The organism is Burkholderia sp. AU31624, assembly GCF_020420065.1.
Taxonomy (GTDB): Bacteria; Pseudomonadota; Gammaproteobacteria; order Burkholderiales; family Burkholderiaceae; genus Burkholderia.
Genome location: NZ_JAIZRT010000013.1, coordinates 36,006 through 60,869 on the forward strand (window position 1 = coordinate 36,006; position 24,864 = coordinate 60,869).

A 24,864-nucleotide genomic window follows, 5' to 3' on the forward strand; every position below is an offset into this window, starting at 1 on the left:
GAGGATGACCGGCAGCGTGTGACGACGAACGCGGCCGCGCGGGCCGGCACCGCGCCTGCGTCGTCAGGCGATCCGTACGTGGGTCCGCCGCCAGAATCCGCCGAGGCTGCAGCCTAGAACCGCGTGCTGAACCCGATCCTCGCGATCGACTGCAGCGCGCCGCTCGACGCGCCGTTTGCATCCATCACGCCGTTGATCTGCGCGCTGCTGCCGTGGTTCGCGCGCTGATGCACGCCCGCCACGTACACCATCGTGCGTTTCGACAGCCAGTACTGGACGGCGGCCAGGAACTGGTGCGCGTGCGCGTTGTCGAGCGTGTCGTTGCCCTTCATGTACGTGTAGCTCGCGCCGATCACCCACGCCGGTGAAGGTCGCCACGCGGCGCCGGCTTCCGCCGACCATGCGCCCGCGCCGTTCCGCGCGTTGCGTACGGTCGTGAAGAGCGCTTTCCCCGTGACCGTGCCGAGCGTGTAGTGCACGCCCGCGCCCCAGTTGCGCACGCTGGTCGGCAGCAGCTCGTCCGTCGCGCCGTACTTCTGGTTCGTATAGGCCGCGCCCGCGCCGAACGGGCCGTTGTCGTAGCTCGCGCCGACGCTGACCGTGTTGTTCGCGCCGACCGACCCCGCGACGTTCCCGAAACCGTACAGCGCGCCGAAGGTCAGGCCCGACAACGACGGGCTCGTGTACTTGACCGAATTCGCGACGCGATTGCTGCCCGCGACACGATCCCAGTCGAAGGCGCCGGTCGGGTTGTTCGGGAGTGCGAGCTTGTCGAACGGCCCGTTGCGAAAGCCGTACAGGCCGACGAGATCCTGTGCGATCTCGTTGCCGCTCGCGGCCAGCGCGTCGACCATGAACTCGTACTGGTTGCCGAGCGTCAGCGTGCCGTACCGGTCGTTCTGCAGCCCGACGTAGGCCGTGCGTGCGAACAGCCCGCCGCCGATGATCGAGCCGTTGCCGAGCGAATACTGGTTGACGAGCCGGAAGATCGCGCGCGTGCCCGCGTCGAGATCCTCCTTGCCTTCGAAACCGAGCAGGTTCGGGAAAAAGATGTTGTCGTCGAACTTCGCGGCGCCGCGGCCGCCTTGATTGCTGACGTAGCTGATGCCGGCATCCATCAGCCCGAACATCGTCACGCTGCTTTGCGCGAACGACACGGTGGGAATGGCGCATGCCGCGAGCGCCAGAACGGTCTTTTTCGTCATCTCCAATGTGCGCCTCACATATTCCGATCGAGTCGGATATTTTTTGATGGGATTACTGATTGATATGAACAAAGTTGAGCCGGACGAATCCCGGCTCAGTGCCAACTAAAGGAAATCGGCGTGTGACGGGCATCGGCAGCAATCGCGGGCGTGCCGATGCCCGCTCGGTAGCGCGCTAGACCGTCGAATACCCGCCGTCGACCGGCACGACCGCGCCGGTCACGAACGACGCGCTGGGCGAGCACAGGAACAGGATCACGCTCGCGACTTCGTCGGCCGTGCCCCAGCGCCCGAGCGGCGTGCGTTCGAGGATGCGTCGCGACGCCTGCATGTCGGCCATCAGGCCACTGCTGAGCGGCGTATCGATCCAGCCGGGTGCGACCGCGTTCACGCGAATGCCGCGATCGGCCCACGCCTGCGCGAGCGAGCGCGTGAGCTGCGCGATGCCGCCTTTGCTTGCGCTGTACGCGGGCCGGTCCTTGCTGCCGAAGTACGTGTACATCGACGCCACATTGACGATGCTGCCGCCGTGTGCCGACAGCGCCGGCCGCGCGGCGTCGGAGGCACGCATCACCGACGTCAGGTTCACGTTCAGCACGAGTTCGAACTGGTCCATCCGGTATTCGTCCGCGTGCCGGCTGATGCCGACGCCGTTGACGAGCACGTCGAGCCGCGGCAGCGCCGCGATCGTGCGCGTCAGCGCATCGCTGTCGGTCACGTCGAGTTCCACGCAGCGAACGCCCGCATGCACGGGCGCATGCGGGCCGGCCGCATTGAGCCCGAGCGCGACGACCGACGCGCCGGCCTCCGCGAACCGCATCGCCGTGCGCGCACCGATGCCCGACGTGCCGCCCGTCACGACGACGGACCGGCCCTCAAACGCCCACTGACGACTCATGCTCGACGCTCCCGATGGCGTGTGCGCGACCGGCCGACCGTTGCGCGGGTGAAACGAGGATCTTGATTTGCGCGCGGTCGGCGAGCAACGCGTCGAAGCCGTCGACGACGGCGTCTTCGAGCGACACGGTGCGCGTGACGATCGACGTGAGGTCGAGCGAGCCCGACGCGACGATGCGCAGCAGGTCTTCGTACGCATGCCGGTAGCCGACGCTCGCCGTGAAGGTCAGCTCGTCGTTGACCGCGCGAAACGCGTCGAAGCCCGCATGCGGCATCAGGCCGACCATCACGACGCGGCCGCCCTTGCGCAGTGCCTGCATCGCCGATTCGAACGTGGCCGGCAGCCCGGCCGCTTCGAAACTCGCATCGACGCCGAGCCCGCCCGTGGTCGCGCGGATCGCCTCCTGCAGCGCGGATGCACCGAGTGCGCGTGCGTCGAACGTATGCGTCGCGCCGAAGCGCGCGGCCGCCGCGAGCCGTTCGGGCGAGACGTCGACGGCCACGATCGTGGTCGCCCCCTGCAGTTTCGCGAGCATGATCAGCAGCAGGCCGATCGGGCCGAGGCCGAACACCGCACAGGTCTCGCCGAGCCGCAGTTCGCCACGCCGCAATGCGTGCAGCGCGACGGCCGCCGGCTCCATCACCGCGGCCTGTTCGAGACTCACGCCGTCAGGCAGGCGATGCAGCATGTATGCCGGCACGACCGCGAAGTCGGCCATGCCGCCGTCGCCCATCAACCCGGCGAAGCCCATCGACACGCACAGGTTGTACGACCCCGCGCGGCAATACGCGCACTGGCTGCAGCGATACTCGGGCTCGACCGCGACGCGATCGCCCGCGCGCAGCGCCGTCACGCCGTCGCCGACCTCGACGACGGTGCCGCAGAACTCGTGGCCGAGCGTCAGCGGCGCGGTGCGGCGCGACAGCGAATGTGGCGTGTCGACCGGAATCGCGTGCGGGCCGTCCGCATATTCGTGCAGGTCGCTGCCGCAGATCCCGCAGTACGCGACCGCGATGCGCACGTCATCGGGGCCGACGCGCGGCGTGTCGATTTCCACGAGACGGACGTCGCGCGGGCCATGCCATTGAAGTGCCCGCATGTCAGCGACCTCCGAGGTTTTGTGGATCGAGATGGCTCGCGGCCGAGCCGGCGAGTGCGCGCTTGCGCAGCACGGCGGGCGCGGTCTCGACGAGGCCAAACGACAGCACGCACGCGAGGATCGCGCCGGCAGCCGACGTCCACATCGCGAACTGCAGGCCGTACGTGTCCGCCGCGAAGCCGGCGACGGTCGGTGCAACGAAGCCGCCGATCAGCTCGCCCGCGCCCATGATCAGGCCGAGCGCGCTGGCGATCGCGCGCGGCGGCACCGTTTCGGCCGGGATCGTCGCCATGAACAGAGTGAAGCAGCCGAGGCCCGTGTACGTGGCGAACACGAGCGCGCCGAGCGCCCACAGCGAGCCGGCATGGATCATCACGACCGGGCACGCGGCCGCGATCAGCGCGAACGCGATCATCGTCGGCTTGCGACCGATCCGGTCGGAGATCGCCGGCACCGCGAAGCCCCAGAACACCCACGCGGCGCCGAGGCAAGTCATCACGACACCCATGTCGGATGGCGACAGATGGCGGCTTTCCACGAGGAACACCGGCGCGAACGAGATGATCACGACGAACCACGTGAGAAAGAAGCCGCTGATCAGCACGCAGAGCAGGATGTTGCGCTCCTTCAGCAGCGCCCATCGGCTGACTGCCGCGCCGCTCGCGACCGGTGCGCCGGCGGGTTCGGCCTGCGCGTGCCGCACGCCGCCGGGGGGCGCTTCGCGCACCCAGCGCCAGATACAGAACGCGATCAGGAAGCCCGGAATGCACGACACGTAGAACGCCTCGCGCCAGCCGTACGTGGTCGCGATGCCGATGACCACCGGCGGGCCGATCATCGCGCCGAGCAGGCCGGCGGCGGAGCCTTGCAGCAGGCCCATGTTCAGCCCGCGGCGGCTCGGCGTCGAGCTTTCGACCATCAGCGATTGCGACAGCGGCAGCACGGGGCCTTCGGCGATGCCCATCAGCGCGCGGAACGCGATCAGGCTCGCGAAGCCGCCGACGAGCCCCGACAGCGCCGAGCACACGGAAAAGCCGAGCACGGCCGCGACCAGCAGCGGCTTGCGCGTGCCGCGGGCGTCGGACCACGCGCCGGTCGCGGCGCCGGACAATGCCCACGTGAGCGCGAGCGCGGACGACACCATGCCGAGCTGCGTGTTCGTCAGGTGCAGCTCGGCCGACATGAACGGGAACAGGAACGACAGCGCGAGGCGGTCGAAGAACACGAAGCCGAACGTCATGAACAGGATCAGCAGCAACCTGTTCTCGTACGTCCAGGTGGATCGGGAGGCGGACGGGGATGTCATGGTGAGCCTCGCCGCGCGTCAGCGGAACAGCTTCTCGATCGCTTGCGCGCCGAGGCCGACCTGCTCGTAATGCGCCTTGCACATCGCGATGTACGAATGCACGTCGAAGTAGCCGTCGGGGTTGCCTGCTTCGTCGAGCCAGATCAGCGGCCCCTTGACGATGAAGAACGCGCGCATCGGCTCGGGGTGATCGAACGCGACGAGCGTGTGGCCCTCGCCCGGCGTCTCGTACACGAAATCGCCGCGCGTCGCGGTCCATTCGTGCTCCAGATAACCCCACTTTCCCGACAGCGTGTAAGCGAACACCTCGTGCGGGTGATAGTGCCGGTTCACGAGCCCGGCTTCCTTCGCCATCAGGATGTCGCACCATTTGTTCTGCGACGGCGAGATCCACAGCGGCCGCGACGAAACCGTTTCGGTGAACGGAACGTAATAGCGCTCGTCGTCGGTGGCCGCGTTCGCGATGTACGCTTCGGGCAGCGCATCGGGCTTGAACGGATTGGCAATCGGCGGGATGTTTTGCCAGAATTCGGCTACGGCTTTGTCGACCACGGTTTGTCTCCTTGGGTATCGGTTGTCGTGGGCTCGACTTTAGCCAGCCGGTGCGCGCCGCTCTTGACTGGGCTGGACGCATTGCTTGACCGCGCCGGACATTGCATCGCACCAAAATCCAGGCGAACCATCCCCCAATCCGTGCCGCTCCGCACGACAGGCGCCCGCAGGAGGCGACGTGACGAATTCGACCGTTTTTTCCCGCACGCGAGGCTCGACGGCCGACGTGCCGGCGCGCGACAGGATGGCGTACTGGGATGCGTTCAATGCGGCGACGCTGGTCGGGCTGCGCTGCTCGTCGCTGTCGCCGGCCGGGCTCGAGGTCGAGAAGACCGACATCGCGCTGCCGGGCCTCGGCATCGCGGACATCAGCGGCCAGGATCACGTGATCGAGCGCAGTCCCGCGCTGGTGCGCCAGTTGCCGAAGGAGTCGCTGTTCGCGTGCCAGATCCTGAGCGGGCGCGCGTATTTCATCCAGCGGGACCGCTGCCTGCTCGCGGACGCCGGCGATGTCGTCGTCTACGACACGCGCGTGCCCTATCTGTTCGGATTCCTGACGCCGATGCGGCAGCTGCTGATCGATATTCCGATCACGACGTTCGACGACCGGCTCGACGCGGAACTGGCGGCGCTGCCGCTGCGGATCGCACCGAAGCCGGGCGCGGGCGCGATGCTCGGCGCGACGTTGCGCGCGAGCGTCGAGCGCTTCATGAAGGATCCGGTCGAGCGTGACGCCGTACAGTTCGCCGAGCGCACGCGCACGCTGATCGCGGAACTCATCGATGCGGAGGTGAACGGTGCGGGCGCTTCACGCGCGTCACTGTCGTATCTGCTGACCGCGAAGCAGTACATCTCGACGCATCTGGGCGACCCCGAACTTGGGCCGCAGGCCGTCGCCGATGCGGTCGGGCTGTCGCTACGGCATCTGAGCCGGCTCTTCGCGGCCGAAGGCGAGTCGATCACGCAGCACATCTGGTCGGAGCGGCTGTCGCATGCGTATCGCGAGCTGACCGATGCGCGGCTGCGCAAGACGAGTGTCGGCGAAATCGCGTTCCGCTGGGGCTTTTCGAGCCAGGCTCATTTCAGCCGTGCGATTCGCGAGCGCTATGGCGCGTCGCCGATGGCGCTGCGCGAGGCGGCGCGGACGGACGGGGCTGATTCCGGTAGGTGATGCAGATGGAGCCGTGGCGCGTATCTCACGCGCCGCTTTTTTGTCGTGAACGAAAGCGCCCGCGCGCCGTGTTGCGTTACTCCGCCAGTATGAACTGGGCACAGCGCTCCGCGATCATGATCGTCGGTGCGTTCGTATTGCCGGACACGATGCGCGGCATCACGTACGCATCGCAGATTGTGCGGCGGGCCGCCCGGCCCCGCGCCATTGTATCCACCCGCCGCTCACGAATGACCCGCCCCGCCGAATGCTGTAACCAGAGCGCGCGCATGGCACCGGCCGGTCGCGGAACCGCGCAGACTGCGCGGTCCGATCGACCGGCTCGCTGCCACCCACTTCAACCCGCGCTCGCCTCGTCGATCCGGCGAATGTCATCCTGATCGAGCTGAACCCGGATCGCTTCGCCGAGCGATGCCAGCTGCGCCAGCGACGTCGCGCTGGCGATCGGCGAAGTGATCGTCGGCCGCGCGATCTGCCATGCAAGCGCGATCGCGGCCGGCTGCGTGCCGTGCTTCTCGGCTACCGCATCGAGTGCCGCAAGAATACGCAGCCCGCGCTCATTGAGATACCCGGCGACGCGATCGCCGCGCACGCTCTTCTTCAGGTCGGCCTCGCTGCGGTACTTCCCCGACAGGAACCCGCTCGCGAGCGCGTAGTAGTTGACGACACCGAGCTTCAGGTCGCGCACGACCGGTTCGAGATCGCGTTCGTAATCGGCGCGGTCGAGCAGGTTGTACTCGGGCTGGATGACCTGGTACGCGGGCAGCCCGTCGCGCTTGCTGATGTCGGCCGCTTCGCGCAGCCGTGCGCCGCTGTAGTTCGATGCGCCGATGATCCGCACCTTGCCCGCGTCGATCAGCGTTTGATAGGCGCCGAGCGTTTCTTCGAGCGGGGCCGTATCGGCGAGGTCGCGATGCGAGAAATACAGGTCGATGTAGTCGGTCTGCAGGCGGCGCAGCGAATCGTCGGCGGCTTTCAGGATGTTGTCGCGGGTCAGCCCCGCGCGCGCGGCCAGCAGCCCGACCTTGGTCGCGATCACGACCTGCTCGCGCTTGCCGGACCGCTTGAGCCACTTGCCGATGATCGTTTCCGATTCGCCGCCGTGGTTGCCGGGTACCCAGGCCGAATAGACGTCGGCCGTGTCGATGAAGTTGATGCCGGTGTCGGCGAGCGCGTCGAGCAGCGCAAACGACGTGTTCTCGTCGACGGTCCAGCCGAAGACGTTGCCGCCGAACGCGAGCGGCGAAACCTGGATGTTCGACGTGCCGAGGGTGCGTAGTGCCATGTTTCTCTCCGGGTGTTGCGAGGTGAGGGGATTGGACTGCGGGAGATGAAGCCGGTCGCGTTGAGACGGCCGAGCGCAGCATGAGGTTCCGCCCACCGTGCGCAAAACGGCGTGTCCCAAGGCCGTGTGTCGGGATGCCGGATCAAGCGACGTCATCGTGGATACATCATCCGTTCGAACGCCGCCCGGTATGCGGCAAGATATTGTATTTATTACCGATTTTATGGTGCGATGAGAATAAATTGCCGGGCGGGTCGGCGTTGTCGCCGGTCGGTGTCTACGATATCCTTTCATCCCAAAATTATGGGAGGCAGCAGGCCGCTGCCATACGAACGAAAAAACATTCTGAGGCGGTCATGGCTGACCTTGCGGCATTCATTCGAACTCCGTTTTTCCTGCAAGACAAGCGCCTGCTCACGCTGTCTTTCCCTCACGACGACGCACCCTCGGTCACCGACTCGTACGGCAGGCATCGTCCGGCGCGGCTGGTCGTCGAACGGCTCGTCGCGCATGAGGGGCTCGGGATCGACTTCACGTTCGAACTGACGCTGTTGTCCGGCGAGGCGGGCGTCACGCTTGCCGACATGCTGGGCAAGCTGCTCGCGGTGTCGATGGTGCGCCCCGATGGCGGCCTGCGTCATTTCACCGGCTATTGCACGGAGTTTTCGCTCGTCCGCAACGACGATTCGGTCGCGCAATATCGTGCCGTGCTGCGCCCGTGGAGCCACTTCCTGCGGACGCGCGTGAACAACCGCCTGTTCCTCGGGCAGTCGCTTCAGCAGCAGATCGGCGCGCTACTCGCCGATTACCAGGGGCTCGCGCCGTCCTGGGAATGGCGCGTGCGCGGCGACGATCCGGCTCGCACGATGAACGTTCAGGGTGGCGGCCTCGGCGAAAGCGACTGGAACTACATCGTTCGTCATCTGGAAGCCGTCGGCTACCTGTACTGGTGGGAGCACGACGAGAAGGGGCTGAAGTTGATCGTCGGTGACGACAGCACGGTGCAGTGTCCGGCGATCGACGGCCGCTCGCCGGAGATCCGCTTCCAGACGCATGACGGCCCGATGGCCGCGGACGCCATTTCGCAATGGTCAGCGGTACGGTCGCTGTCCGCGGGCAGTTACAGCGCGACGGCGTTCGACTTCAAGGCGCCGCATGCCGCCCATGCGCAGATTCCGACGCTTCACCCGCCGGGTGTCGCGCCGCAGGTCGAGCACCACGAATACGTCGGGCACTATGGTTTCGTGAAGGACGCGCGCTCCGGCGATGCGCTGGCGCGTGTGCGCATGGAAGAGATCGAGGCGGCGGCATCGCGTTTCGACGGGGCCGGCAATCATCACGGCATCCTGCCCGGGCGCTGGTTCCAGCTGTCCGATCACTTCAGCGTGGCGTCGGGCAGCCCGGAGGATCACCGCTACCTGATTCTCGAAGCCCGGCACGAAGCGGCGAACAATTACCTGCAGGCCGACGGCAAGCCGGAGTATCGCAACCGCTTCGTCGCAGGCCTGCGGCACACGCCGTGGCGCCCGGGCCGCGGCTTCAACAGCGAACCCGTGCGCGTGCTGGCACCGCAAACCGCGACCATCGCGGGCGCGAAGGGCGCCGGCAGCGTCGACGTCGACGAGTACGGTCGGGTCTGCATCGTGTACCACTGGGATCGTGCGGCGCAGACCAGCGCCCGGATTCGCGTAGCAGCCGGCTGGGCCGGCGGCGAGAAGGGCATGATCGCGCATCCCCGCGTGGGCAGCGAGGTGATCGTGATGTGCCTCGACGGCAATCCCGACCGGCCGATCGTGGCGGGCACTACATACAACGCGGAACGGATGCCGCCGTGGGCGCTTCCAGACCAGCAGGTGCTGACGGGGCTGCGCAGCCGCGAGTTGTCGGGCGACAGCGGCAATGCTGCGGGCGGACGTTCGAATCACGTGCTGCTCGACGACACGCCGCAACAGCTCCAGCTCAAGCTGCGCAGCGACACCGACGCGAGCGAACTGACGCTGGGGCACAACGTCCGCATCGACAAGACGCAGGGGCGCACCGATCAGCGCGCGCGTGGTTTCGAATTGCGGACCGACGCGCATGGCGCGGTGCGGGCCGCCAAGGGCCTGCTGGTGACCAGCGAGGCGCGTTACGACGCGCGGGCCCATGCGACCGACCTCGACGAGACTGCCGCGCGCCTCGAGAAGGCACACGATCTGCACGAATCGCTGTCGGGTGCCGCGCATGACGTGAAGGCGCAGGCGTCCGGCGACCAGGATGCCGTCCACCAGGCGCTCAGGACGCAGAACGACGGCCTCAGAGGTAGCGGCGGGAATCCGCAGCAGGGCGAGTTTCCGGAGTTCGCGCAGCCGTTCCTGGCGCTTGCCAGCCCGGCCGGCATCCTGGCCACGACGACGGGGTCGACCCATGTCGCGAGCGACCAGCACGTCGCGCTGACGAGCGGCGCCCATACGAGCGTCGCCGCGGGCAAGAGCATGCTGGTCAGTGCGCAGGAGGCAGTGCGCGTCGCCGCATTCGAGAAAGGCATCCGGCTCGTGGCCGCCGCCGCGGACATCGACATCCAGGCGCTGAAGGACAGCGTCAACGTGCTGGCCAAGCTGGACGTGAAGGTGGATGCGAACCGCATCACCATCACCGCAAAGGAAGAAGTCCTGATCAATGGCGGGACCAGCTATACGCGCTGGAACGGCAGCGGCATCGTCCATGGGACCAAGGGCGAATGGACGGCGCATGCCGCGTCGCACACGTTCATCGGGCCGGACAGCCTGCCGGTGCCCGCACAGGCGTTCCCGGGAACGGCATGCGCACCGTGCATGGTCAATGCGGCGTCGATGGCGTCGCCATTCGCGGCCAAGGCTTGAGGCAGGGCAACGCATGACGAACGAGTTGAAGGCCGCGCAGGCGGTCGAGGTGCTTCAGGCCGCATTGTCCTCGCAGGACGGGCTGCGAGCTTACGTCCTGGTCGACGGTGCATTGCTGAATGCATTGCCGGATGAAGAAAAGGCGTCGTGGCCGGCGTTTGTCGGGGCATCGCTGCTCGACAATGCCGACGACGAAGCGAGGATCGTCGGGCCGCTGCTGTTCGAATGGCAGCCCGCCGATGACAGGGCCGATGCGGTGGGCGAGACCGGTCCGCGTCACATTCCGTGGCAGGCGGCGAGCGTGCTGGTTTCGCCACTGACGCTCGCGCAACTGGCTGCGCATCTCGCACCGATGGTGGATGTTCAGCTCGAGCAGATGGAGAGCGCGATGCTGATGCGCTTCTTCGATCCGCGCGTGCTCCCGTTCTGGCTCGAGATTCTGCCCGCGGCGCATCGCGCGCATCTGGCGCAAGGCGTGCGGCACTGGATTCATCTGGATACCGAACTGCAGATCCGGACGGCGGAAATCGCCGCTCCTGCCAACGTCAGGCAGGCTGCCGAGTTTCCGCTGCAGTTGTCCCAGGCACAGGAGGACGACTTGCTGGCTGCCTGTTATCCGTACACGATGATCGAGCGGCTGCGCGCCGAGAAGCCCGCGCTGCTGGCGTCGTTGCCGGCTGCGCAGCACTACGGTTTCGTGCGCGATCAGCTTGCGCGGTGCCGGGCGCATGGCACGGAAAGCGCGGTGTCGCTGCTGATCTACTGCGAACTGGCGCTACGGTACGGCCCGCGCTTTGACGAGCATCCGGCGATGGCTGCCGTGTTCGACGCGGTGGCGCAAGGGCAGGATTTTCCGCAGGCGCTGGGGCTTGTTCCGGCCGAGGGCTGGCAGCAGATGCGGGAAGCGGCGGGTTAGCGGCGCAGGCGCGGTGCGTTGCTTTTATCGGGTTGGTTGGATGGACGTAATCGGCCCCGGAATGAAATCGATTGGGAAAGAAGGATGTTCAACATGAACCGCTGCTGGATCACCGTGCTGTCCGTGATGGTTTTTTCCACGGCCGCATGCAGCAAGACCACGGGCGATGCCGAAAAGGAAAGCCTGGCACCCGGCGACGCGAACAAGTGGAATGACCCGAACTACGACGTCATTACGGCGGGGTCTTTCAACTATACGGACTACGATATTTACGGCGTCTACCTCCTGCCGCCCGACAAGAACAGCCTCGACGATGCGGCAAGCGCAGATGGGGCGAGTGCCACGCCGCGGAACGCGACACGCTGGACAGGCGGCGGCGGGCAAAGACCGAGCCTCGCATGGGATCTTCGCTGGACAACCCCCCGCAAGTTCAAGGTGTGGTGGGAGCGGGTAGTCGACAAGCGCGCACTGGAAGCGTCGTCTCCGGATTACGACGAATATACGCATCGCGAAACCCGACCCGGGATGGCATGGTGTGAAGGCGAGATCACGATCACGCGTCCTCCCGTCAAGGGCAAAAGCGGCGGTATCGTGTTGCACTTCTTCCCCGATGGCCATGTGGAAGGCGACATGAATTTCCAGGTCGATGGCCCGGATCCGAAGGTGGCGCTTTCAATGCGCGACGAGCAGCGCAAGCTGGCCGGCCGTGCCTGCCTGAAGGAAATTTCCAATCCGTTCTATGGGCGCAAGAAGCCGACCCAATGGAATTGATGTCGGACGCATTGCCGGAACAGGAGCGAAACCGCCATGAGCAATCCCCCCATCATCAGACGCATCTCGGATCTCACGCCGGCCGAGGATGCTATCCGAAGTGCCCAGCGCGAGATTCTCGATCCGCTGCTGATCGAGCAATGCAAGGAGTGCCCGAAACCCGTGTGGTTCACGGCCTTCTTCGACGGAACGGGCAACAACTTCGACCTGGACGGCCGTGGATTGAAGGACGTCAGACTGACCAAATACAGCAATATCGCGAAGCTCTGGCAGTTTGCACACGCCAAAGACAACGCGTTTCCCCGGACTGTCGCGCGTTATGTCGAAGGTGTCGGCACGCCGTGCAGCAAAGTGGGGGATAGCGGAAAAGGTCTCGACAATGCGCTCGGTATGGCTGCCGCGAGAAAAGGCGAGTTGCGTATCCGATGGATGCTCGACGAGCTCGACAAGCACGTGACCAACCACATGCCGGCGGTGAGTCAGATCAACCTGGCGGTATTCGGCTTCTCTCGCGGCGCGACGGAAGCACGCGCCTTCGTTCGCATGCTGACCGAACAACTCGCCGAGAATATCGGCGGGCGGCTCTGGTGGAACAAGAAGAACATGAAGGGGCATCGCCCCGAATTGGTTGTCTACTTCCTTGGAATTCTTGATACGGTGTCGTCGACGGGCTTTGGCGGCAGCCGCCTCGAGAGTGCGGCACCCATCCTCGTCATGCCTTTGCTCGGACCGTTCGGACCGTACGCCGGCGGTTACCTGGCCTACATCGACAAGGGAGGTCACGCTGAGTGGGCGAACGATATCCGCATACCAGGCTATGTCCGACAGTGCGTTCACTACGTGGCTTCGCAGGAGGTCCGGGAAAAATTCCCCAGTGACTCGGTGCGGGAAGATCAGAAGATTCCGGCGAACTGCTGCGAAGTGTACTACCCGGGCATGCACTCGGACGTAGGCGGCGGTTACGAGCGCAATTACCAGGAAGGTCGAACCAACGAGCTGGCCAACGTCGCGCTGAACAATCTCTATATCGAGGCCTGGAAAGCCGGCGTCCCGTTCCGGTCACCGCAGGAGGTGATGGCGGACGCCGGGCAGCTGTTCGAGATTTCCAAGGACCTTGAGGCTGCTTGGAATGTCTATATGGGCCAGGGAGGTGTCAAAAGCGCGGGCGTGGCACCGAACAGCGACAGGCTCGAGGCGCAGATCATCTGGCACATGAACCGCTATTACCAGTGGCGGGCCAGCAGAAGCCGACGGTTGAAGGACGGACGTCTGAAACCGCCGGGTGGCGTGGACGATCATATGGCCATTACCGATCGCGAGTGGGATTACGATACGGATTGCCTGCGTCATGCGAACGGTGGATATCTGACCGTATCTGTTTCGGAGCAGGAAAAAGCCATCGATGCGGCTGTTCGGGTCACGGGCAACTGGCTGGGGGGGATCGATCCGGCAGCGCGCGCGATCTTCGACAAGTTCTTCGATCACTACGTGCACGACTCGATTGCCGGTTTCAAGAAGCAGATGGAAGACGGATACGTTGGCCCTGCCGAGATGAGCCGCTGGACGGTCAACCGACAGTACTTCATGGGTAAGCGTGGCAACAGGTTTCTTTACTGGCGCTACGCCGGCGACAAGGCCGAGCATGCCGCTGCGCAATTGGCCAGGACCGATCCGGCCAAGCAGCAGGAGCCGACGGCGGCCAACGAGCCTCAGCTGGCCAGCAACCAGCCCGCGACGGCCGGCGGCAATACGCTGCCCGATGCGACGTCGAACGCCTGACGCCGCACGCGACACCGCTCGCAACAGCGAGCGGACAACCCGACGTCGCGGCGGATCGGATCTGCCGCGACCCTTCCCTCCTTACCGCAACTGCACCGCCGCGAGAAACAGCACCATGCTGCCGATCGCGCCATCCAGCACGCGCCACGCCGTCGCCTTGCGGAACCACGGCGCCAGCAGCCGCGCGCCGTAGCCGAGCCCGAGGAACCACACGACGCTGACCGACATCGCGCCGATCGCGAACGCGAGCCGCGCGCCTTCCGGCTCGCGTGCGCCGGCCGTGCCGATCAGCAGGAACGTGTCGAGATACACGTGCGGGTTGAGCCACGTGAACGCGAGCGTCATCAGCACGATCGCGAGGCCGCTCTGCGGCGGCGGCGCGACCGCGTCGCCGCGCACGTCGAGCGTTTCGTGGCCGGGCTTGAACGCGCGGCGCAACGCATTGATGCCGAACCACGCGAGATACGCGAGGCCGACGTACAGCACCGCATGGACGAAGGTCGGATAGCGTTCGACGAGCACCGACGCGCCGCCGACGCCCGCGCCGATCAGGATCATGTCGGACAGTGCGCACAGCAGCACGATCTTGCCGACGTGCGAGCGCATGATGCCCTGCCGCAGCACGAATGCGTTCTGCGCGCCGATGGTGACGATGAGTGAGCCGCAGAGTGCGGCGCCGTGGGAAAAAGCGAGCCAGTTCATGATGGGTGACAGCAGTGGAAGCAGTAGACGGATGAATCGGGTAGCGCTAGTCTGCGGTCAGCCTGAAAATAAGAGAAGCTAAATCACCTAATGCCGATTAAGGAAATCTAATGCTCGACTACGCGTTGCTCGATGCCCTCGCGGCCGTGATCCGGCACGGCTCGTTCGAGCGGGCGGCCAAGGAGCTGAACGTCACGGCGTCGGCCGTGTCGCAGCGCGTGAAACTGCTGGAGGAGCGGGTCGGCAGCGTGCTCGTCAAGCGCGGGCAGCCATGCGTCGCGACGACGTCGGGTGCGCTGCTGTGCCGGCATACCGAGCGCGTGCAACTGCTCGAGGCCGAGCTGGGCGGCCGGATGCCCGCACTGCCGGGCCAGATCGCGAGCACGTGGCCGACGTTGCGCGTGGCCGTCAACGACGACAGCGTCGCGACGTGGTTCATCGACGCGGTCGGGCCGTTCTGCACGGAGCGCGAAACGTTGCTCGACCTCGTGATCGACGACCAGGATTACACCGCGTCGCGCATTCGCGACGGCAGCGTGCAGGGCGCGGTGACCGCGCAGGCCGAGCCGATCCAGGGGTGCCGCTCGGAGCGGCTCGGGCGCATCCGCTATCGCGCGGTGTGCTCGCCGGCGTTTTACGAGCGCTACTTCGACGCGGGCATCACGCGCGATGCGCTGCGCCGCGCGCCGTGCGTGATGTTCAATCCGAAGGACGGGCTGCAGGCGCGTTTCATCCGGCGCGTGACACGCGCGGATCTCGATCCGCCGCAGCACTGGATACCGCACGTCGCGGGCTACCTGCGTGCGTGCGAAACGGGATTGGGATGGGGGATGTGTCCGGACCGGATGGTCGACCGCCAACTGGCGGCGGGTGAACTGGTCGACATGTCGCGCGGGCGAACGATCGACATCGACCTTTACTGGCAGAGCTGGCGTTTGTCGATCGGCTGGCTCGACGATTTCAGCGCGGCGCTGAAGGCGCGCGCCGCGCTGTTTCTCGATTGATCGATCGCGTGACGCAGGCGGCGCGAGAGGTGCGCGCCGTGCGGCATCACATCAAACGTGATGCAGGCCGTCGAAATCGACGATCTGGACGTGGCGGCCCTGCATTTCGATCAGGCCGCGCTTCTGGAATTTCGACAGCGTGCGGCTGACCGTTTCGAGCGTCATGCCGAGGTAGCTGCCGATGTCTTCGCGCGTCATCCGCAGGTTGAATTCCGACGGCGAGTACCCGCGCTTCAGGTAGCGCGACGAGACGTCGAGCAGGAACGCGGCGACACGCTCTTCCGCGTTCAGCGAACCGAGCAGCATCGTTTGCGACGTTTCGCGCACGATCTGTTCGCTCATCAGCTTGTGCATGCGCAACTGCATCGAACCGGCTTCCGAGCACAGCGCCTTGAGCGCGCTGTACGGAATCACGCAGACGGAGCTGTCTTCCAGCGCGACCGCGGTGCGCGGATGCGTGTCGTCGCAGATGCCGTCGAGGCCGAGCGCTTCGCCGGCGAGATGCAGGCCGGTGACCTGCTCGCGGCCGTCGTGGCGCGTCGCGACGGTTTTGAGCGAACCCGAGCGCACGGCGTACAGGTTGTCGAATGCGTCGCCTTCGCGGAATAGCGCTTCGCCGCGCTTGACGGGGCGCGCCGCGCAGATGACCGACTCGAGGCGGCTGAGCGCTTCGGGCGCCAGGCCCTGCGGCATGCACAGGTGCCGCATGGCGCACGTCGAGCAGTGCGCGGCCTGGCGAGGCGCCCAGCTACCGGCATGAGGCGTGGCGGCGGGACGTGTGGCGACGGGCGTCAGCATGATCGTTTACTCCGGCGTTGAATCGACGGAATCATTGTCCCACCGCAACTTGCCGCTGTCGGGTGACAAAACGTCGCGACTGCCCGCGCATGCCGAACGCTGCTTACGCGGCCGTTTCGTCGATGTTGGCGGCCGCCGGAATCAGCAGCACGGGCAGCGTCGCGTGGCGCACGCACTGCTCGGCGATGCTGCCGAGCACGAGACGGCGGAACCCGCGGCGGCCGTGCGTGCCGAGCACGAGCAGATCGGCATCGAACGCTTTCGCGCCGTCGAGGATCAGCGACGACACGTCGTTGAGCGACGTTGCTTCGCCCAGCTTCGTCTCGCCTTTCACGCCCGCTGCCTGCATCAGCGCGGTGAAATCCTTCGCGAGTGCGTTGCCCTGCGCGACGAGCTGATCGCGCAGCACGGACGGATCGTAGCCGGGCACGTTGTAGTAGATCGCGGCGTTCTCGACGACGTAGAACGGTTGCAGCTCGGCACCGTGCGATTTCGCGAGCGCCAGCGCGGCATCGAACGCATGGCGGGACGTGTCGCTGCCGTCGACGGCAACCAGAATACGCTTGTACATAGTGTCTCCGAGTGGCGGGTTGAAACGAAGTCGGCCGGATGGCCTATCGGGCTGGGCAATGCGCAATGCTGCGAGGCAGAGTAAACCAACGGCCGTGGCTTTGCAGTGAGGTGCCGTTCGCGCCGCGCGGCGGCGCCGCTTCCGTTTTCGCGGCGCAGGCCAGGCACCTACGCATGCTGCGACACGTGTTGCGTGTCGTGCGACGGGGTGGCCGCTGTTGTCTGCATCGTCGGCGGGAAGGCATGCGCGCGCATCGGCGTCGCGTGTGGCGCACGCACGCATCGACACGACACGACACGACACAACAGGACGGTCACGCGGATGTATCGCCCGCATCGCCATTCAATCGCAACCGCGCGGTTTCGACATGACCTCGATCAACGCATGTGCGTCAGTGCAATTCAGGGCGTGCATGGCGCCGCCCGCGCCCCTGCGCGGAATCATTCGTTCGTGCATCGTGCATTGTGCGGTTGCCGGTGCACGATCGGCGCACGGTCGCGTACGCCGATCCCCAGCCATCGGCTAGTTGGCCGATACCGGGTCGCAAACGAACGATCGATTCAAACGCCGCGCCGGCTATCTCGGCACGGGCGTCAGCTCGAAGACGCGCTCCGGCCGACGCTGGTGGCCGGGCCAGTACGTGCTGCCGTACATCCGGTGGACGGGGCCGAACAGCGCGTCGCTCAGGGGCGGCGGCGCGTCGAAGCCCTTCTCGATCACCATGTAGCCGGCACGCAGCGCGAACGCCGGATGATTGCCGCCGGGGCGGCTGTCGAAACCGGCGAAGCCGTCGCCGGCTTCCGGCATCGCGTTGACGAGCGACGCGTTGCTGCGCGTGATTTCGTCGGGCGAGATCGGCCCGCCGCCGGCAAGGCGCGCCGCCTCGCGGTTCTTGCCATCGGTGTCGACCGTGCTGTCGTGCGTGTCGTCGTTGTCGAGCTCGATGCTGCGCGGACGCGAACGCTCGGTTTGACTGGATGATTCCATCGCGGCTCTCCTCGCGGCGAAGCGTTCCGGATCGAAGCAAATCCCGTTCCGGGCATGACGGGAAAAGGCGCGCGGGCGATCGCCGCGGTCGCGCGACGCGCACTGATTTGTCGTGATTTATTTCAGCTAGAAGACGCGTTTTCTACAGAGTATGATTCTTTTCCTGCGAAGCGGCGACAGGGGATTCAGTCGCGCCGCCTCTGCCCGCGCCGGGGGGCCGCAGCACCCTTAAAGACGGGTAGTGAACAACAAAGCAAGGGACTAGAGGTGGCGGATTCATGCAAGCGACTACTGCCTTCACGCACCGCGGTTATCTGTTGAACTGCGCGCCCGCGCGCGCCAGCGACGGGTCGTTCAAACCCTACGTCGTGATCTCCCGATCGAGCGACGGGGAACTCGTTGCGAACCGATTTTTCCCGATCGAACTCCAGTTCAACGACGAAGGCGACGCGATCGCGCACGCGCGCGACTGGGCCGTGCGATGGATCGACGCGAGCAGCATCACGATCTGACGCCGTCGCGATCCCGTGCCATCGGCCGTCCGGCCGAGCCCCGGCGGGCCGCTCCCGGACAAAAAACGCGGTAATCTTGCGGAACCCGTCACTTTATTAGCGGCCGTGCGACCGAGCGCGGCCGCCTGCATTGGCATATGTCGACATCACCCGCCCGTCAGTGGGGCCTTGAAGAAATCGTCGCCGGCTTGCGCGAGTCGCGCGAGGAACTCCATCGCACGCGCCATCCGCGCGGCATTCGCGAACTGCCGTCGCGCGATGCAATCTGCAAGATTGTGACCGGCCTGCGCGCGTCGATGTTTCCGACGCATTACGGCGCAGCGGATCTGACCGACGAAAGCGTCGACTTCTACGTCGGCCACACGCTCGAGAGCACGCTGCGCATTCTGTCCGAACAGATCCGCCGTGCGTTGCCGTTCCTGCCCGAGCATGCCGATACGCCGTTCGCCGAGCTCGACGAACGCGCGTTCGAAATCGCGCGCGAATTCGGCCGGCAGTTGCCGGCGGTCCGTGCGCTGCTCGTCAGCGATATCCAGGCGGCCTATGCAGGCGATCCGGCCGCGCAGCACATCACCGAGATCCTGCTGTGCTACCCCGGCGTGCTGGCGATGATGCATCACCGGCTCGCGCATGCGCTGCACCAGCTGGGCGTGCCGCTGCTGGCGCGGTTCATCAATGAAATCGCCCACTCGGCGACCGGCATCGACATCCATCCGGGCGCGCAGATCGGCCCGAGCTTCTTCATCGACCACGGCACGGGCGTCGTGATCGGCGAGACGGCGATCATCGGCGAGCGTGTGCGCGTGTACCAGGCCGTCACGCTCGGCGCGAAGAGCTTCCCCGCCGATGGTGACGGTGCGCTGGTCAAGGGCAATGCGCGGCACCCGATCGTCGAGGACGACGTGGTGATCTACGCGGGCGCGACGATTCTCGGCCGCGTGACGATCGGGCGCGGCTCGGTGATCGGCGGCAACGTGTGGCTCACGCACAGCGTGCCGCCCGGCACGAGCGTCGCGCAGGGCAAGGTGCGAGAAGGCGGGAGCGCCGACAAGCCGTAACGCGGCGCGCGGCCGACGGCCGCCGACGCGCGCACCGGTCAGTGCTTGCCGTCGGGCGCGCGGTGCTTGTACAGCACGTCCTGGTCGACGCGGATCAGGTTCTGCCCCGCATCGACGACGAAATCCACGCCGTTGTACGCGTTGCCCGTCAGCATCAGGATCGCGCTCGCGACGTCGTCGGGGCCCGCGATGCGCGCGAGCGGCGTCGAGGCGCGGCTCGCGTGTTCGAAGTCGGCCTGCGTCTGGTCGTCGCTCGGCAGCATCAGCCCGGGGAACACCGCATTCACGCGCAGCACCGGCGCGGACGACAGCGCGAGCATCTGCGTGAGGTTGCCGAGCGCGGCCTTCGCGACCGTATAGCTGAAATGGTCGCGGTGAAAGTTTTCCTTGATCTTCTGGTCGACCACGTTCACGACGACACCCTGCGCGCCGGCCGCGCGGGCCCGTTCGTAGAACGCGCGCGTGAGCAGGATCGGCGCGCGGCAGTTGACGGCCCACGCCTGATCGAACGCCGCGAGGTCGAAGCTCGGGAAATGGTCCTGCCAGAACACCGACGCGTTGTTGACGAGCACGTCGAGGCGCCCGAAGCGCGCATACACCTGGTCGATCAGCGCGGCGATCTGCGCGGCATCCGACAGGTCGGCCTGCAGCGCGACCGAATCGTGTCCGCGCTCGGCGATCGCACGGGCCGCCGCCTGCGCGGCATCGGCCGAACGGTCGTAATGTACCGCGGTGCGATAGCCGTGCGCGGCGAAATACTCGGCGAACGCGCGCCCGGCCCGGCGCGCGGCGCCGGTCACGAGCACGACGGGCGCGTGCGCCGCTTGCTTCGTCTGCTCCATTACGTATTCGTCAGATTCACGGAAGAAGGATTCGCGACGATCGACAGGAATTCGCGCCGTGTCGACGGATCGGTGCGGAACGTACCGAGCATGCGCGACGTGACCATCTCGACGCCCGGCTTGTGCACGCCGCGTGTGGAAATGCACTGGTGCGCGGCCTCGAGGATCACGCCGACGCCCTTCGGCTGCAGCACGTCGAACAGCGTGTCGGCGATCTGCACGGTCATCTTTTCCTGGATCTGCAGGCGCTTCGCGAAGGCGTCGACGAGGCGCGCGAGCTTCGAGATGCCGACCACGCGATGATTCGGCAGATACGCGACGTGCGCGCGGCCGATGATCGGCACCATGTGGTGCTCGCAGTAGCTCTCGAAGCGGATGTCCTTCAGCACGATCATTTCGTCGTAGCCGTCGACTTCGCTGAACGTGCGCGCGAGGATGTCGCGCGGCTCCAGCGCATAGCCGGCGAAGAACTGCTCATAGGCGCGCACGACCCGCGCGGGCGTGTCGATCAGGCCTTCGCGCGCGGGATCGTCGCCGGCCCAGCGCAACAGCACGCGAACGGCGTCTTCCGCTTCTTCGCGGCTCGGTCGGGATGCGGCCGGCTCGGGCCGCGCGGACTTCTTTTTAGCCATCTATCTGCTCCATCGAATGCCGCCGCCGGGGCGGCGCGGAATCCGGGCATTGTTTCATGCTTTCGCGGGGCGTGTGTGCGGCCTGGGGCCGGGCACTCACTTCGGCCATTCGTCCTGCTCGTCGTTGAACAGCGACGCGACGACGCCGCGCAGCCACGCGGTGCGCGGATCGTTGTGATACTTGCGATGCCAGTGCTGCTTCAGGTCGAAGCGCGGCAGCGCGAGCGGCGGCTCGACGGGCACGATGAACGCGTGCTCGGCCGCGTACGCATAGCCGATCGCATGCGGCACCGTCGCGATCAGGTCGGTGCGGCTCAGGATGAACGGCAGGCTCATGAAGTGCGGCGTCTCGAGTACCGCACGGCGCTGCATGCGCTGCTTCGCGAGATATTTCTCGAGCACTTCCTGGCTGCGGCCTTCGGCGCGCACCACCGCGTGCCCGCACGTGAGGAACTGCTCGACCGTGAACGGCGGCGCCTGCTCGAACGGATGGCCGCGCCGCATCAGGCACACGAACCGGTGCGTGAACAAACGCTGCTGGAAGAAGTTGTTGCCGTCGAGATCCGGGAAGTAGCCCACCGCCAGATCGATCGAACCGGCTTCGAGCCCACGCCCGACTTCGTCGTGCGCGAGCGAGACCGAGCGCAGGTTCGCGTGCGGCGCGCGCGTCGCGAACGCCTGCAGCAGCTTCGGCAGGAACACGATCTCGCCGACGTCCGACAGCGCGATCGAGAACGTATGCGTGCTCGCGGCCGGGTCGAAGTCGTGCGGCGCGACGAGGCCGCGCTCGATCTGCGCGAGCGCGTCGCGGGCGGCCGGCAGCAGCGCGAGCGCGCGCGGCGTCGGCTCCATCCCGCGCGACGTGCGCACGAACAGCGGATCGCCGAAGTACTCGCGCAGGCGGCCGAGCGCCGTGCTCACGCGCGGCTGGCTGACACCGAGCAGATCGCCCGCGCGGCTCACGTTGCGCGTGTCGTCGAGCGCGACGAGGTAGGGAATGAGGTTCAGATCGAGCGCATCCATCGCCGGGCCAGTATCGTCAAAACGTATACAACATATCTCCTGAATCGCGTTGCCGCATAGTCGGGAAAGCGCTCAAATGTGTTCAACGATTCGAATTAATGTTCAGGAGACGAACAATGCGCACCCAAGTCGCGATCATCGGCGCCGGCCCGTCCGGCCTTCTGCTGTCCCATCTGCTGCGCCTGCAAGGCGTCGATTCCATCCTCGTCGAAGCGCGTTCGCGCGAATACTGCGAGAACCGCATCCGCGCCGGCGTGCTGGAGCAGGGCACGGTCGACACGCTGAACGAAGCCGGCCTCGGCGACCGGATGCGCCGCGAAGGGCTCGAACACCACGGCATCGAGCTGCTGTTCTCGGGGCAGCGCCACCGCATCGACCTGTCCGAGCTGACCGGCGGGCGCGCGATCACCGTCTACAGCCAGCACGAAGTGGTGCGCGACCTGATCGCGGCCGGCGTCGAGCATGGCCACGCAATGCACTTCGAAGTAAGCGACGTCGCGCTGCACGACGTCGAGGGCGAGCACCCGTTCGTCACGTTCAAGCACTCCGACGGCCGCGAAGACCGCATCGACTGCGACTACATCGCCGGCTGCGACGGCTTCCACGGCATCGCGCGCCAGACGATTCCGGCCGAGCGGCTGAACACGTTCGAGCGCGTCTATCCGTTCGCGTGGCTCGGCATCCTCGCCGACGCGGCGCCGTCGCTCGACGAGCTCGTCTACGCGCATCACGACAATGGTTTCGCGCTGTTCTCGATGCGTTCGCCCACGGTCACGCGCCTGTACCTGCAGTGCAAGCCCGACGAAGACCTCACCGAATGGTCCGACACGCGGATCTGGGACGAATTGCACACGCGCTTCTCGAACGACACGGGCTGGACGCCGACCGAGGGCCGGATCACGCAGAAGAGCGTGACGCCGATGCGCAGCTTCGTGTCCGAGACGATGCAGCACGGTCGCCTGTTCCTTGCCGGTGACGCCGCGCACATCGTGCCGCCGACCGGCGCGAAGGGGATGAACCTGGCGGTGGCCGACGTCCGCGCGCTGTCCCGCGCGCTCGGTGCGCGCTACCGCCACGGCGACGCGACGCTGCTCGACACGTATTCCGCGACCTGCCTCGAGCGCGTGTGGCGCGCCGAGCACTTCTCGTACTTCATGACGAACATGCTGCATTCGTCGCCGGAAGACTCGCCGTTCGTCAATCGCCTGAAGTTTGCCGAGCTGAAATACGTGACGCGCTCGCAGGCCGCCGCGCAGGCGCTCGCCGAAAACTACGTCGGCTTGCCGTTTGACGACGCAGCGACCCCCGAGGCAACCCGCCTTGACAATGCGCTGTGCACGACTCTATGATCGGCCCATCGTTCGCTAATCGAATCTCGGTTCGAATAGCGAACAAAACCGGGATCGACATCGGCCCCGGCGCGGCACGCGGCACGCGCGTGTCCCCTCGACAGGCCGCGCATCGAGCCGCGGGTTCGTATCAGGAAGAGACATGGTCAACAAGATTTTCGAATCGCTTCAGTCGGCGGTGGCCGACATCCACGACGGCGCGACAATCATGATCGGCGGCTTCGGCACGGCAGGCATGCCGTCCGAGCTGATCGACGCGCTGATCGAACAGGGCGCGCGCGACCTGACGATCGTCAACAACAACGCGGGCAACGGCGAGACGGGCCTCGCGGCGCTGCTGAAGGCGAAGCAGGTGCGCAAGATCATCTGCTCGTTCCCGCGCCAGAGCGATTCGCAGATCTTCGACGGGCTGTACCGCGCTGGCGAGATCGAGCTGGAGCTCGTACCGCAGGGCAACCTCGCGGAGCGCATCCGCGCGGCGGGCGCCGGGATCGGCGGCTTCTTCACGCCGACCGGCTACGGCACCAAGCTCGCGGAAGGCAAGGAAACGCGCGTGATCGACGGCAAGCCGTATGTGTTCGAGACGCCGATCCACGCCGATTTCGCGCTCGTGAAGGCGTACAAGGGCGATCGCTGGGGCAATCTCGTGTATCGCAAGACGGCACGCAACTTCGGGCCGATCATGGCCAGCGCCGCGAAGGTGGCGATCGTGCAGGTGTCGGAAGTCGTGCCGCTCGGCGCGCTGAACCCGGAACACATCGTGACGCCGGGCATTTTCGTCCAGCGCATCGTCGAGGTGCCGCAGGCCGCGCACGCGGCCGAGCTGGCCGCCGAACACGCCACGTCCCAAGCCGCCTGAGGAGACCCGACATGAAACGACTGACCCGCGATGAAATGGCCAAGCGCGTCGCCCAGGACATCCCCGAAGGCGCGTACGTGAACCTCGGCATCGGCGTGCCGACGCTGGTGGCGAACCACCTCGACCCGAGCAAGGAAATCTTCCTGCACAGCGAGAACGGGCTGCTCGGCATGGGCCCCGCGCCCGCGGCCGGCGAGGAAGACGACGAACTGATCAATGCCGGCAAGCAGCACGTGACGCTGCTCACCGGCGGTGCGTATTTCCACCACGCGGATTCGTTCGCGATGATGCGCGGCGGCCACCTCGACTACTGCGTGCTCGGCGCGTTCCAGGTGTCGGCGAACGGCGACCTCGCGAACTGGCACACGGGCGCGCCCGATGCGATTCCGGCGGTCGGTGGCGCGATGGACCTCGCGATCGGCGCGAAGCAGGTGTTCGTAATGATGGAGCACCTGACGAAGCAGGGCGAGAGCAAGATCGTCGCGCAATGCTCGTATCCGGTCACCGGCGTGCAGTGCGTGAGCCGCATCTATACGGATCTCGCCGTGCTCGACGTGACGGCCGACGGCCTCGCGGTGAGCGAGATCTTCACCGACCTGTCGTTCGACGAACTGCAGAAGCTGACCGGCGTGCCGCTGATCGACGCGACGCAAAAGGCCGCTGCCTGAACCCCGAGCGTGCCGG

Annotated in this window: 25 protein-coding genes; 11 read left to right on the forward strand and 14 right to left on the reverse strand. The window is 66.3% G+C overall.

Going from position 1 to position 24,864, the window contains the following annotated elements; all coding sequences use genetic code 11:
- Positions 1 to 113: 113 nt before the first annotated feature.
- The 5 genes from LGM89_RS34505 to LGM89_RS34525 form a co-directional block, all read right to left on the reverse strand.
- Complete coding sequence (locus LGM89_RS34505) at positions 114 to 1,205, reverse strand: porin (protein WP_226275442.1); 1,092 nt, start codon at positions 1,203 to 1,205, stop codon at positions 114 to 116.
- Positions 1,206 to 1,380: 175 nt separating this feature from the next.
- Positions 1,381 to 2,103, reverse strand: a complete 723-nt coding sequence (locus tag LGM89_RS34510) for an SDR family NAD(P)-dependent oxidoreductase (protein WP_226275444.1) — start codon at positions 2,101 to 2,103, stop codon at positions 1,381 to 1,383.
- Positions 2,081 to 3,202, reverse strand: a complete 1,122-nt coding sequence (locus LGM89_RS34515) for a 2,3-butanediol dehydrogenase (protein WP_226275446.1) — start codon at positions 3,200 to 3,202, stop codon at positions 2,081 to 2,083. The genes LGM89_RS34510 and LGM89_RS34515 overlap by 23 nt, the downstream gene beginning before the upstream one ends.
- Position 3,203: 1 nt before the next feature.
- Positions 3,204 to 4,508, reverse strand: coding sequence for an MFS transporter (locus LGM89_RS34520; RefSeq protein ID WP_226275448.1), 1,305 nt, complete (start codon positions 4,506 to 4,508; stop codon positions 3,204 to 3,206).
- 18 nt (positions 4,509 to 4,526) lie between these two features.
- Positions 4,527 to 5,060, reverse strand: coding sequence for a 2,4'-dihydroxyacetophenone dioxygenase family protein (locus LGM89_RS34525; protein ID WP_226207404.1), 534 nt, complete (start codon positions 5,058 to 5,060; stop codon positions 4,527 to 4,529).
- A 178-nt stretch (positions 5,061 to 5,238) separates the two neighbouring features.
- Between LGM89_RS34525 and LGM89_RS34530 the strand changes: the two genes are divergently transcribed.
- A complete protein-coding gene (locus tag LGM89_RS34530; RefSeq protein ID WP_226275450.1) occupies positions 5,239 to 6,231 on the forward strand; it encodes a helix-turn-helix domain-containing protein in 993 nt (330 codons plus the stop codon).
- 76 nt (positions 6,232 to 6,307) lie between these two features.
- On the opposite strand, the gene LGM89_RS34535 is transcribed toward LGM89_RS34530, so the two are convergent.
- A complete protein-coding gene (locus LGM89_RS34535) occupies positions 6,308 to 6,502 on the reverse strand; it encodes a hypothetical protein (protein WP_226275558.1) in 195 nt (64 codons plus the stop codon).
- Between the two features lie 66 nt (positions 6,503 to 6,568).
- On the reverse strand, positions 6,569 to 7,516 hold the full coding sequence (locus tag LGM89_RS34540; protein ID WP_226275451.1) for an aldo/keto reductase: 948 nt from the start codon (positions 7,514 to 7,516) through the stop codon (positions 6,569 to 6,571).
- A 356-nt stretch (positions 7,517 to 7,872) separates the two neighbouring features.
- Here LGM89_RS34540 and LGM89_RS34545 point away from each other — a divergent pair, with 356 nt between their 5' ends.
- From LGM89_RS34545 to LGM89_RS34560, 4 genes are all read left to right on the forward strand, one after another.
- Positions 7,873 to 10,377 carry a type VI secretion system Vgr family protein gene (locus LGM89_RS34545; RefSeq protein ID WP_413227496.1) on the forward strand — a complete coding sequence of 835 codons (2,505 nt, stop codon included), beginning with the start codon at positions 7,873 to 7,875 and terminating at the stop codon, positions 10,375 to 10,377.
- Positions 10,378 to 10,390: 13 nt separating this feature from the next.
- Positions 10,391 to 11,293, forward strand: coding sequence for a DUF4123 domain-containing protein (locus LGM89_RS34550; RefSeq protein WP_319001526.1), 903 nt, complete (start codon positions 10,391 to 10,393; stop codon positions 11,291 to 11,293).
- Between the two features lie 84 nt (positions 11,294 to 11,377).
- Positions 11,378 to 12,064, forward strand: coding sequence for a DUF3304 domain-containing protein (locus tag LGM89_RS34555; protein WP_226207408.1), 687 nt, complete (start codon positions 11,378 to 11,380; stop codon positions 12,062 to 12,064).
- Between the two features lie 36 nt (positions 12,065 to 12,100).
- Positions 12,101 to 13,843, forward strand: coding sequence for a T6SS phospholipase effector Tle1-like catalytic domain-containing protein (locus LGM89_RS34560; protein ID WP_226207409.1), 1,743 nt, complete (start codon positions 12,101 to 12,103; stop codon positions 13,841 to 13,843).
- Between the two features lie 81 nt (positions 13,844 to 13,924).
- Here the strand turns inward: LGM89_RS34560 and LGM89_RS34565 are convergent, their stop codons facing one another.
- Complete coding sequence (locus LGM89_RS34565; RefSeq protein ID WP_039344524.1) at positions 13,925 to 14,545, reverse strand: LysE/ArgO family amino acid transporter; 621 nt, start codon at positions 14,543 to 14,545, stop codon at positions 13,925 to 13,927.
- A 110-nt stretch (positions 14,546 to 14,655) separates the two neighbouring features.
- Here LGM89_RS34565 and LGM89_RS34570 point away from each other — a divergent pair, with 110 nt between their 5' ends.
- Positions 14,656 to 15,549, forward strand: a complete 894-nt coding sequence (locus LGM89_RS34570; RefSeq protein WP_174976023.1) for a LysR family transcriptional regulator ArgP — start codon at positions 14,656 to 14,658, stop codon at positions 15,547 to 15,549.
- Between the two features lie 51 nt (positions 15,550 to 15,600).
- On the opposite strand, the gene fnr is transcribed toward LGM89_RS34570, so the two are convergent.
- The 3 genes from fnr to LGM89_RS34585 all read right to left on the reverse strand — a co-directional run bounded on the left by fnr (position 15,601) and on the right by LGM89_RS34585 (position 17,905).
- Positions 15,601 to 16,347 carry a fumarate/nitrate reduction transcriptional regulator Fnr gene (gene fnr, locus LGM89_RS34575; RefSeq protein ID WP_059523493.1) on the reverse strand — a complete coding sequence of 249 codons (747 nt, stop codon included), beginning with the start codon at positions 16,345 to 16,347 and terminating at the stop codon, positions 15,601 to 15,603.
- Between the two features lie 103 nt (positions 16,348 to 16,450).
- A complete protein-coding gene (locus LGM89_RS34580; RefSeq protein WP_226275454.1) occupies positions 16,451 to 16,918 on the reverse strand; it encodes a universal stress protein in 468 nt (155 codons plus the stop codon).
- Between the two features lie 576 nt (positions 16,919 to 17,494).
- Positions 17,495 to 17,905 carry a DUF3005 domain-containing protein gene (locus LGM89_RS34585; protein WP_226275455.1) on the reverse strand — a complete coding sequence of 137 codons (411 nt, stop codon included), beginning with the start codon at positions 17,903 to 17,905 and terminating at the stop codon, positions 17,495 to 17,497.
- A gap of 278 nt (positions 17,906 to 18,183) precedes the next feature.
- On the opposite strand from LGM89_RS34585, the gene LGM89_RS34590 reads away from it, so the two are divergent.
- On the forward strand, positions 18,184 to 18,417 hold the full coding sequence (locus LGM89_RS34590) for a hypothetical protein (RefSeq protein ID WP_011356723.1): 234 nt from the start codon (positions 18,184 to 18,186) through the stop codon (positions 18,415 to 18,417).
- Between the two features lie 137 nt (positions 18,418 to 18,554).
- The gene (gene epsC / locus LGM89_RS34595; RefSeq protein ID WP_226275456.1) at positions 18,555 to 19,475 is read left to right on the forward strand and encodes a serine O-acetyltransferase EpsC; all 921 of its coding nucleotides are present in this window, start codon (positions 18,555 to 18,557) and stop codon (positions 19,473 to 19,475) included.
- 38 nt (positions 19,476 to 19,513) lie between these two features.
- Here epsC and LGM89_RS34600 read toward each other — a convergent pair whose 3' ends face one another.
- From LGM89_RS34600 to LGM89_RS34610, 3 genes are all read right to left on the reverse strand, one after another.
- Positions 19,514 to 20,317 (reverse strand): SDR family oxidoreductase, encoded by an 804-nt coding sequence (locus LGM89_RS34600; RefSeq protein WP_226275457.1) that lies wholly within the window; start codon positions 20,315 to 20,317, stop codon positions 19,514 to 19,516.
- Positions 20,317 to 20,949 carry a GTP cyclohydrolase I FolE gene (folE, locus tag LGM89_RS34605; RefSeq protein ID WP_021157584.1) on the reverse strand — a complete coding sequence of 211 codons (633 nt, stop codon included), beginning with the start codon at positions 20,947 to 20,949 and terminating at the stop codon, positions 20,317 to 20,319. Before folE ends, LGM89_RS34600 begins: the two co-directional genes overlap by 1 nt.
- A gap of 96 nt (positions 20,950 to 21,045) precedes the next feature.
- Positions 21,046 to 21,972, reverse strand: a complete 927-nt coding sequence (locus LGM89_RS34610) for a LysR family transcriptional regulator (protein ID WP_069250399.1) — start codon at positions 21,970 to 21,972, stop codon at positions 21,046 to 21,048.
- 116 nt (positions 21,973 to 22,088) lie between these two features.
- Between LGM89_RS34610 and pobA the strand changes: the two genes are divergently transcribed.
- The 3 genes from pobA (at position 22,089) to LGM89_RS34625 (ending at position 24,848) form a co-directional block, all read left to right on the forward strand.
- Positions 22,089 to 23,321, forward strand: a complete 1,233-nt coding sequence (pobA, locus tag LGM89_RS34615; protein ID WP_226275458.1) for a 4-hydroxybenzoate 3-monooxygenase — start codon at positions 22,089 to 22,091, stop codon at positions 23,319 to 23,321.
- 142 nt (positions 23,322 to 23,463) lie between these two features.
- On the forward strand, positions 23,464 to 24,180 hold the full coding sequence (locus tag LGM89_RS34620) for a 3-oxoacid CoA-transferase subunit A (protein WP_039344485.1): 717 nt from the start codon (positions 23,464 to 23,466) through the stop codon (positions 24,178 to 24,180).
- An 11-nt stretch (positions 24,181 to 24,191) separates the two neighbouring features.
- Positions 24,192 to 24,848 carry a CoA transferase subunit B gene (locus tag LGM89_RS34625; protein WP_089457255.1) on the forward strand — a complete coding sequence of 219 codons (657 nt, stop codon included), beginning with the start codon at positions 24,192 to 24,194 and terminating at the stop codon, positions 24,846 to 24,848.
- The last annotated feature ends 16 nt before the right edge of the window (positions 24,849 to 24,864 follow it).

Bases quoted from the DNA above. Each gene is read 5' to 3' on its own strand.
- LGM89_RS34535 (WP_226275558.1), bottom strand. From the start codon at position 6,502: ATGCGCGCGCTCTGGTTACAGCATTCGGCGGGGCGGGTCATTCGTGAG.
- LGM89_RS34570 (WP_174976023.1), top strand. From the start codon at position 14,656: ATGCTCGACTACGCGTTGCTCGATGCCCTCGCGGCCGTGATCCGGCAC.
- LGM89_RS34565 (WP_039344524.1), bottom strand. From the start codon at position 14,545: ATGAACTGGCTCGCTTTTTCCCACGGCGCCGCACTCTGCGGCTCACTC.
- LGM89_RS34620 (WP_039344485.1), top strand. From the start codon at position 23,464: ATGGTCAACAAGATTTTCGAATCGCTTCAGTCGGCGGTGGCCGACATC.
- LGM89_RS34520 (WP_226275448.1), bottom strand. From the start codon at position 4,508: ATGACATCCCCGTCCGCCTCCCGATCCACCTGGACGTACGAGAACAGG.
- LGM89_RS34610 (WP_069250399.1), bottom strand. From the start codon at position 21,972: ATGGATGCGCTCGATCTGAACCTCATTCCCTACCTCGTCGCGCTCGAC.
- LGM89_RS34600 (WP_226275457.1), bottom strand. From the start codon at position 20,317: ATGGAGCAGACGAAGCAAGCGGCGCACGCGCCCGTCGTGCTCGTGACC.
- LGM89_RS34580 (WP_226275454.1), bottom strand. From the start codon at position 16,918: ATGTACAAGCGTATTCTGGTTGCCGTCGACGGCAGCGACACGTCCCGC.
- LGM89_RS34585 (WP_226275455.1), bottom strand. From the start codon at position 17,905: ATGGAATCATCCAGTCAAACCGAGCGTTCGCGTCCGCGCAGCATCGAG.
- epsC (WP_226275456.1), top strand. From the start codon at position 18,555: ATGTCGACATCACCCGCCCGTCAGTGGGGCCTTGAAGAAATCGTCGCC.
- LGM89_RS34555 (WP_226207408.1), top strand. From the start codon at position 11,378: ATGTTCAACATGAACCGCTGCTGGATCACCGTGCTGTCCGTGATGGTT.
- LGM89_RS34625 (WP_089457255.1), top strand. From the start codon at position 24,192: ATGAAACGACTGACCCGCGATGAAATGGCCAAGCGCGTCGCCCAGGAC.
- LGM89_RS34545 (WP_413227496.1), top strand. From the start codon at position 7,873: ATGGCTGACCTTGCGGCATTCATTCGAACTCCGTTTTTCCTGCAAGAC.
- LGM89_RS34510 (WP_226275444.1), bottom strand. From the start codon at position 2,103: ATGAGTCGTCAGTGGGCGTTTGAGGGCCGGTCCGTCGTCGTGACGGGC.
- LGM89_RS34505 (WP_226275442.1), bottom strand. From the start codon at position 1,205: ATGACGAAAAAGACCGTTCTGGCGCTCGCGGCATGCGCCATTCCCACC.
- LGM89_RS34590 (WP_011356723.1), top strand. From the start codon at position 18,184: ATGCAAGCGACTACTGCCTTCACGCACCGCGGTTATCTGTTGAACTGC.
- LGM89_RS34515 (WP_226275446.1), bottom strand. From the start codon at position 3,202: ATGCGGGCACTTCAATGGCATGGCCCGCGCGACGTCCGTCTCGTGGAA.
- folE (WP_021157584.1), bottom strand. From the start codon at position 20,949: ATGGCTAAAAAGAAGTCCGCGCGGCCCGAGCCGGCCGCATCCCGACCG.
- LGM89_RS34540 (WP_226275451.1), bottom strand. From the start codon at position 7,516: ATGGCACTACGCACCCTCGGCACGTCGAACATCCAGGTTTCGCCGCTC.
- LGM89_RS34550 (WP_319001526.1), top strand. From the start codon at position 10,391: ATGACGAACGAGTTGAAGGCCGCGCAGGCGGTCGAGGTGCTTCAGGCC.
- fnr (WP_059523493.1), bottom strand. From the start codon at position 16,347: ATGCTGACGCCCGTCGCCACACGTCCCGCCGCCACGCCTCATGCCGGT.
- pobA (WP_226275458.1), top strand. From the start codon at position 22,089: ATGCGCACCCAAGTCGCGATCATCGGCGCCGGCCCGTCCGGCCTTCTG.
- LGM89_RS34560 (WP_226207409.1), top strand. From the start codon at position 12,101: ATGAGCAATCCCCCCATCATCAGACGCATCTCGGATCTCACGCCGGCC.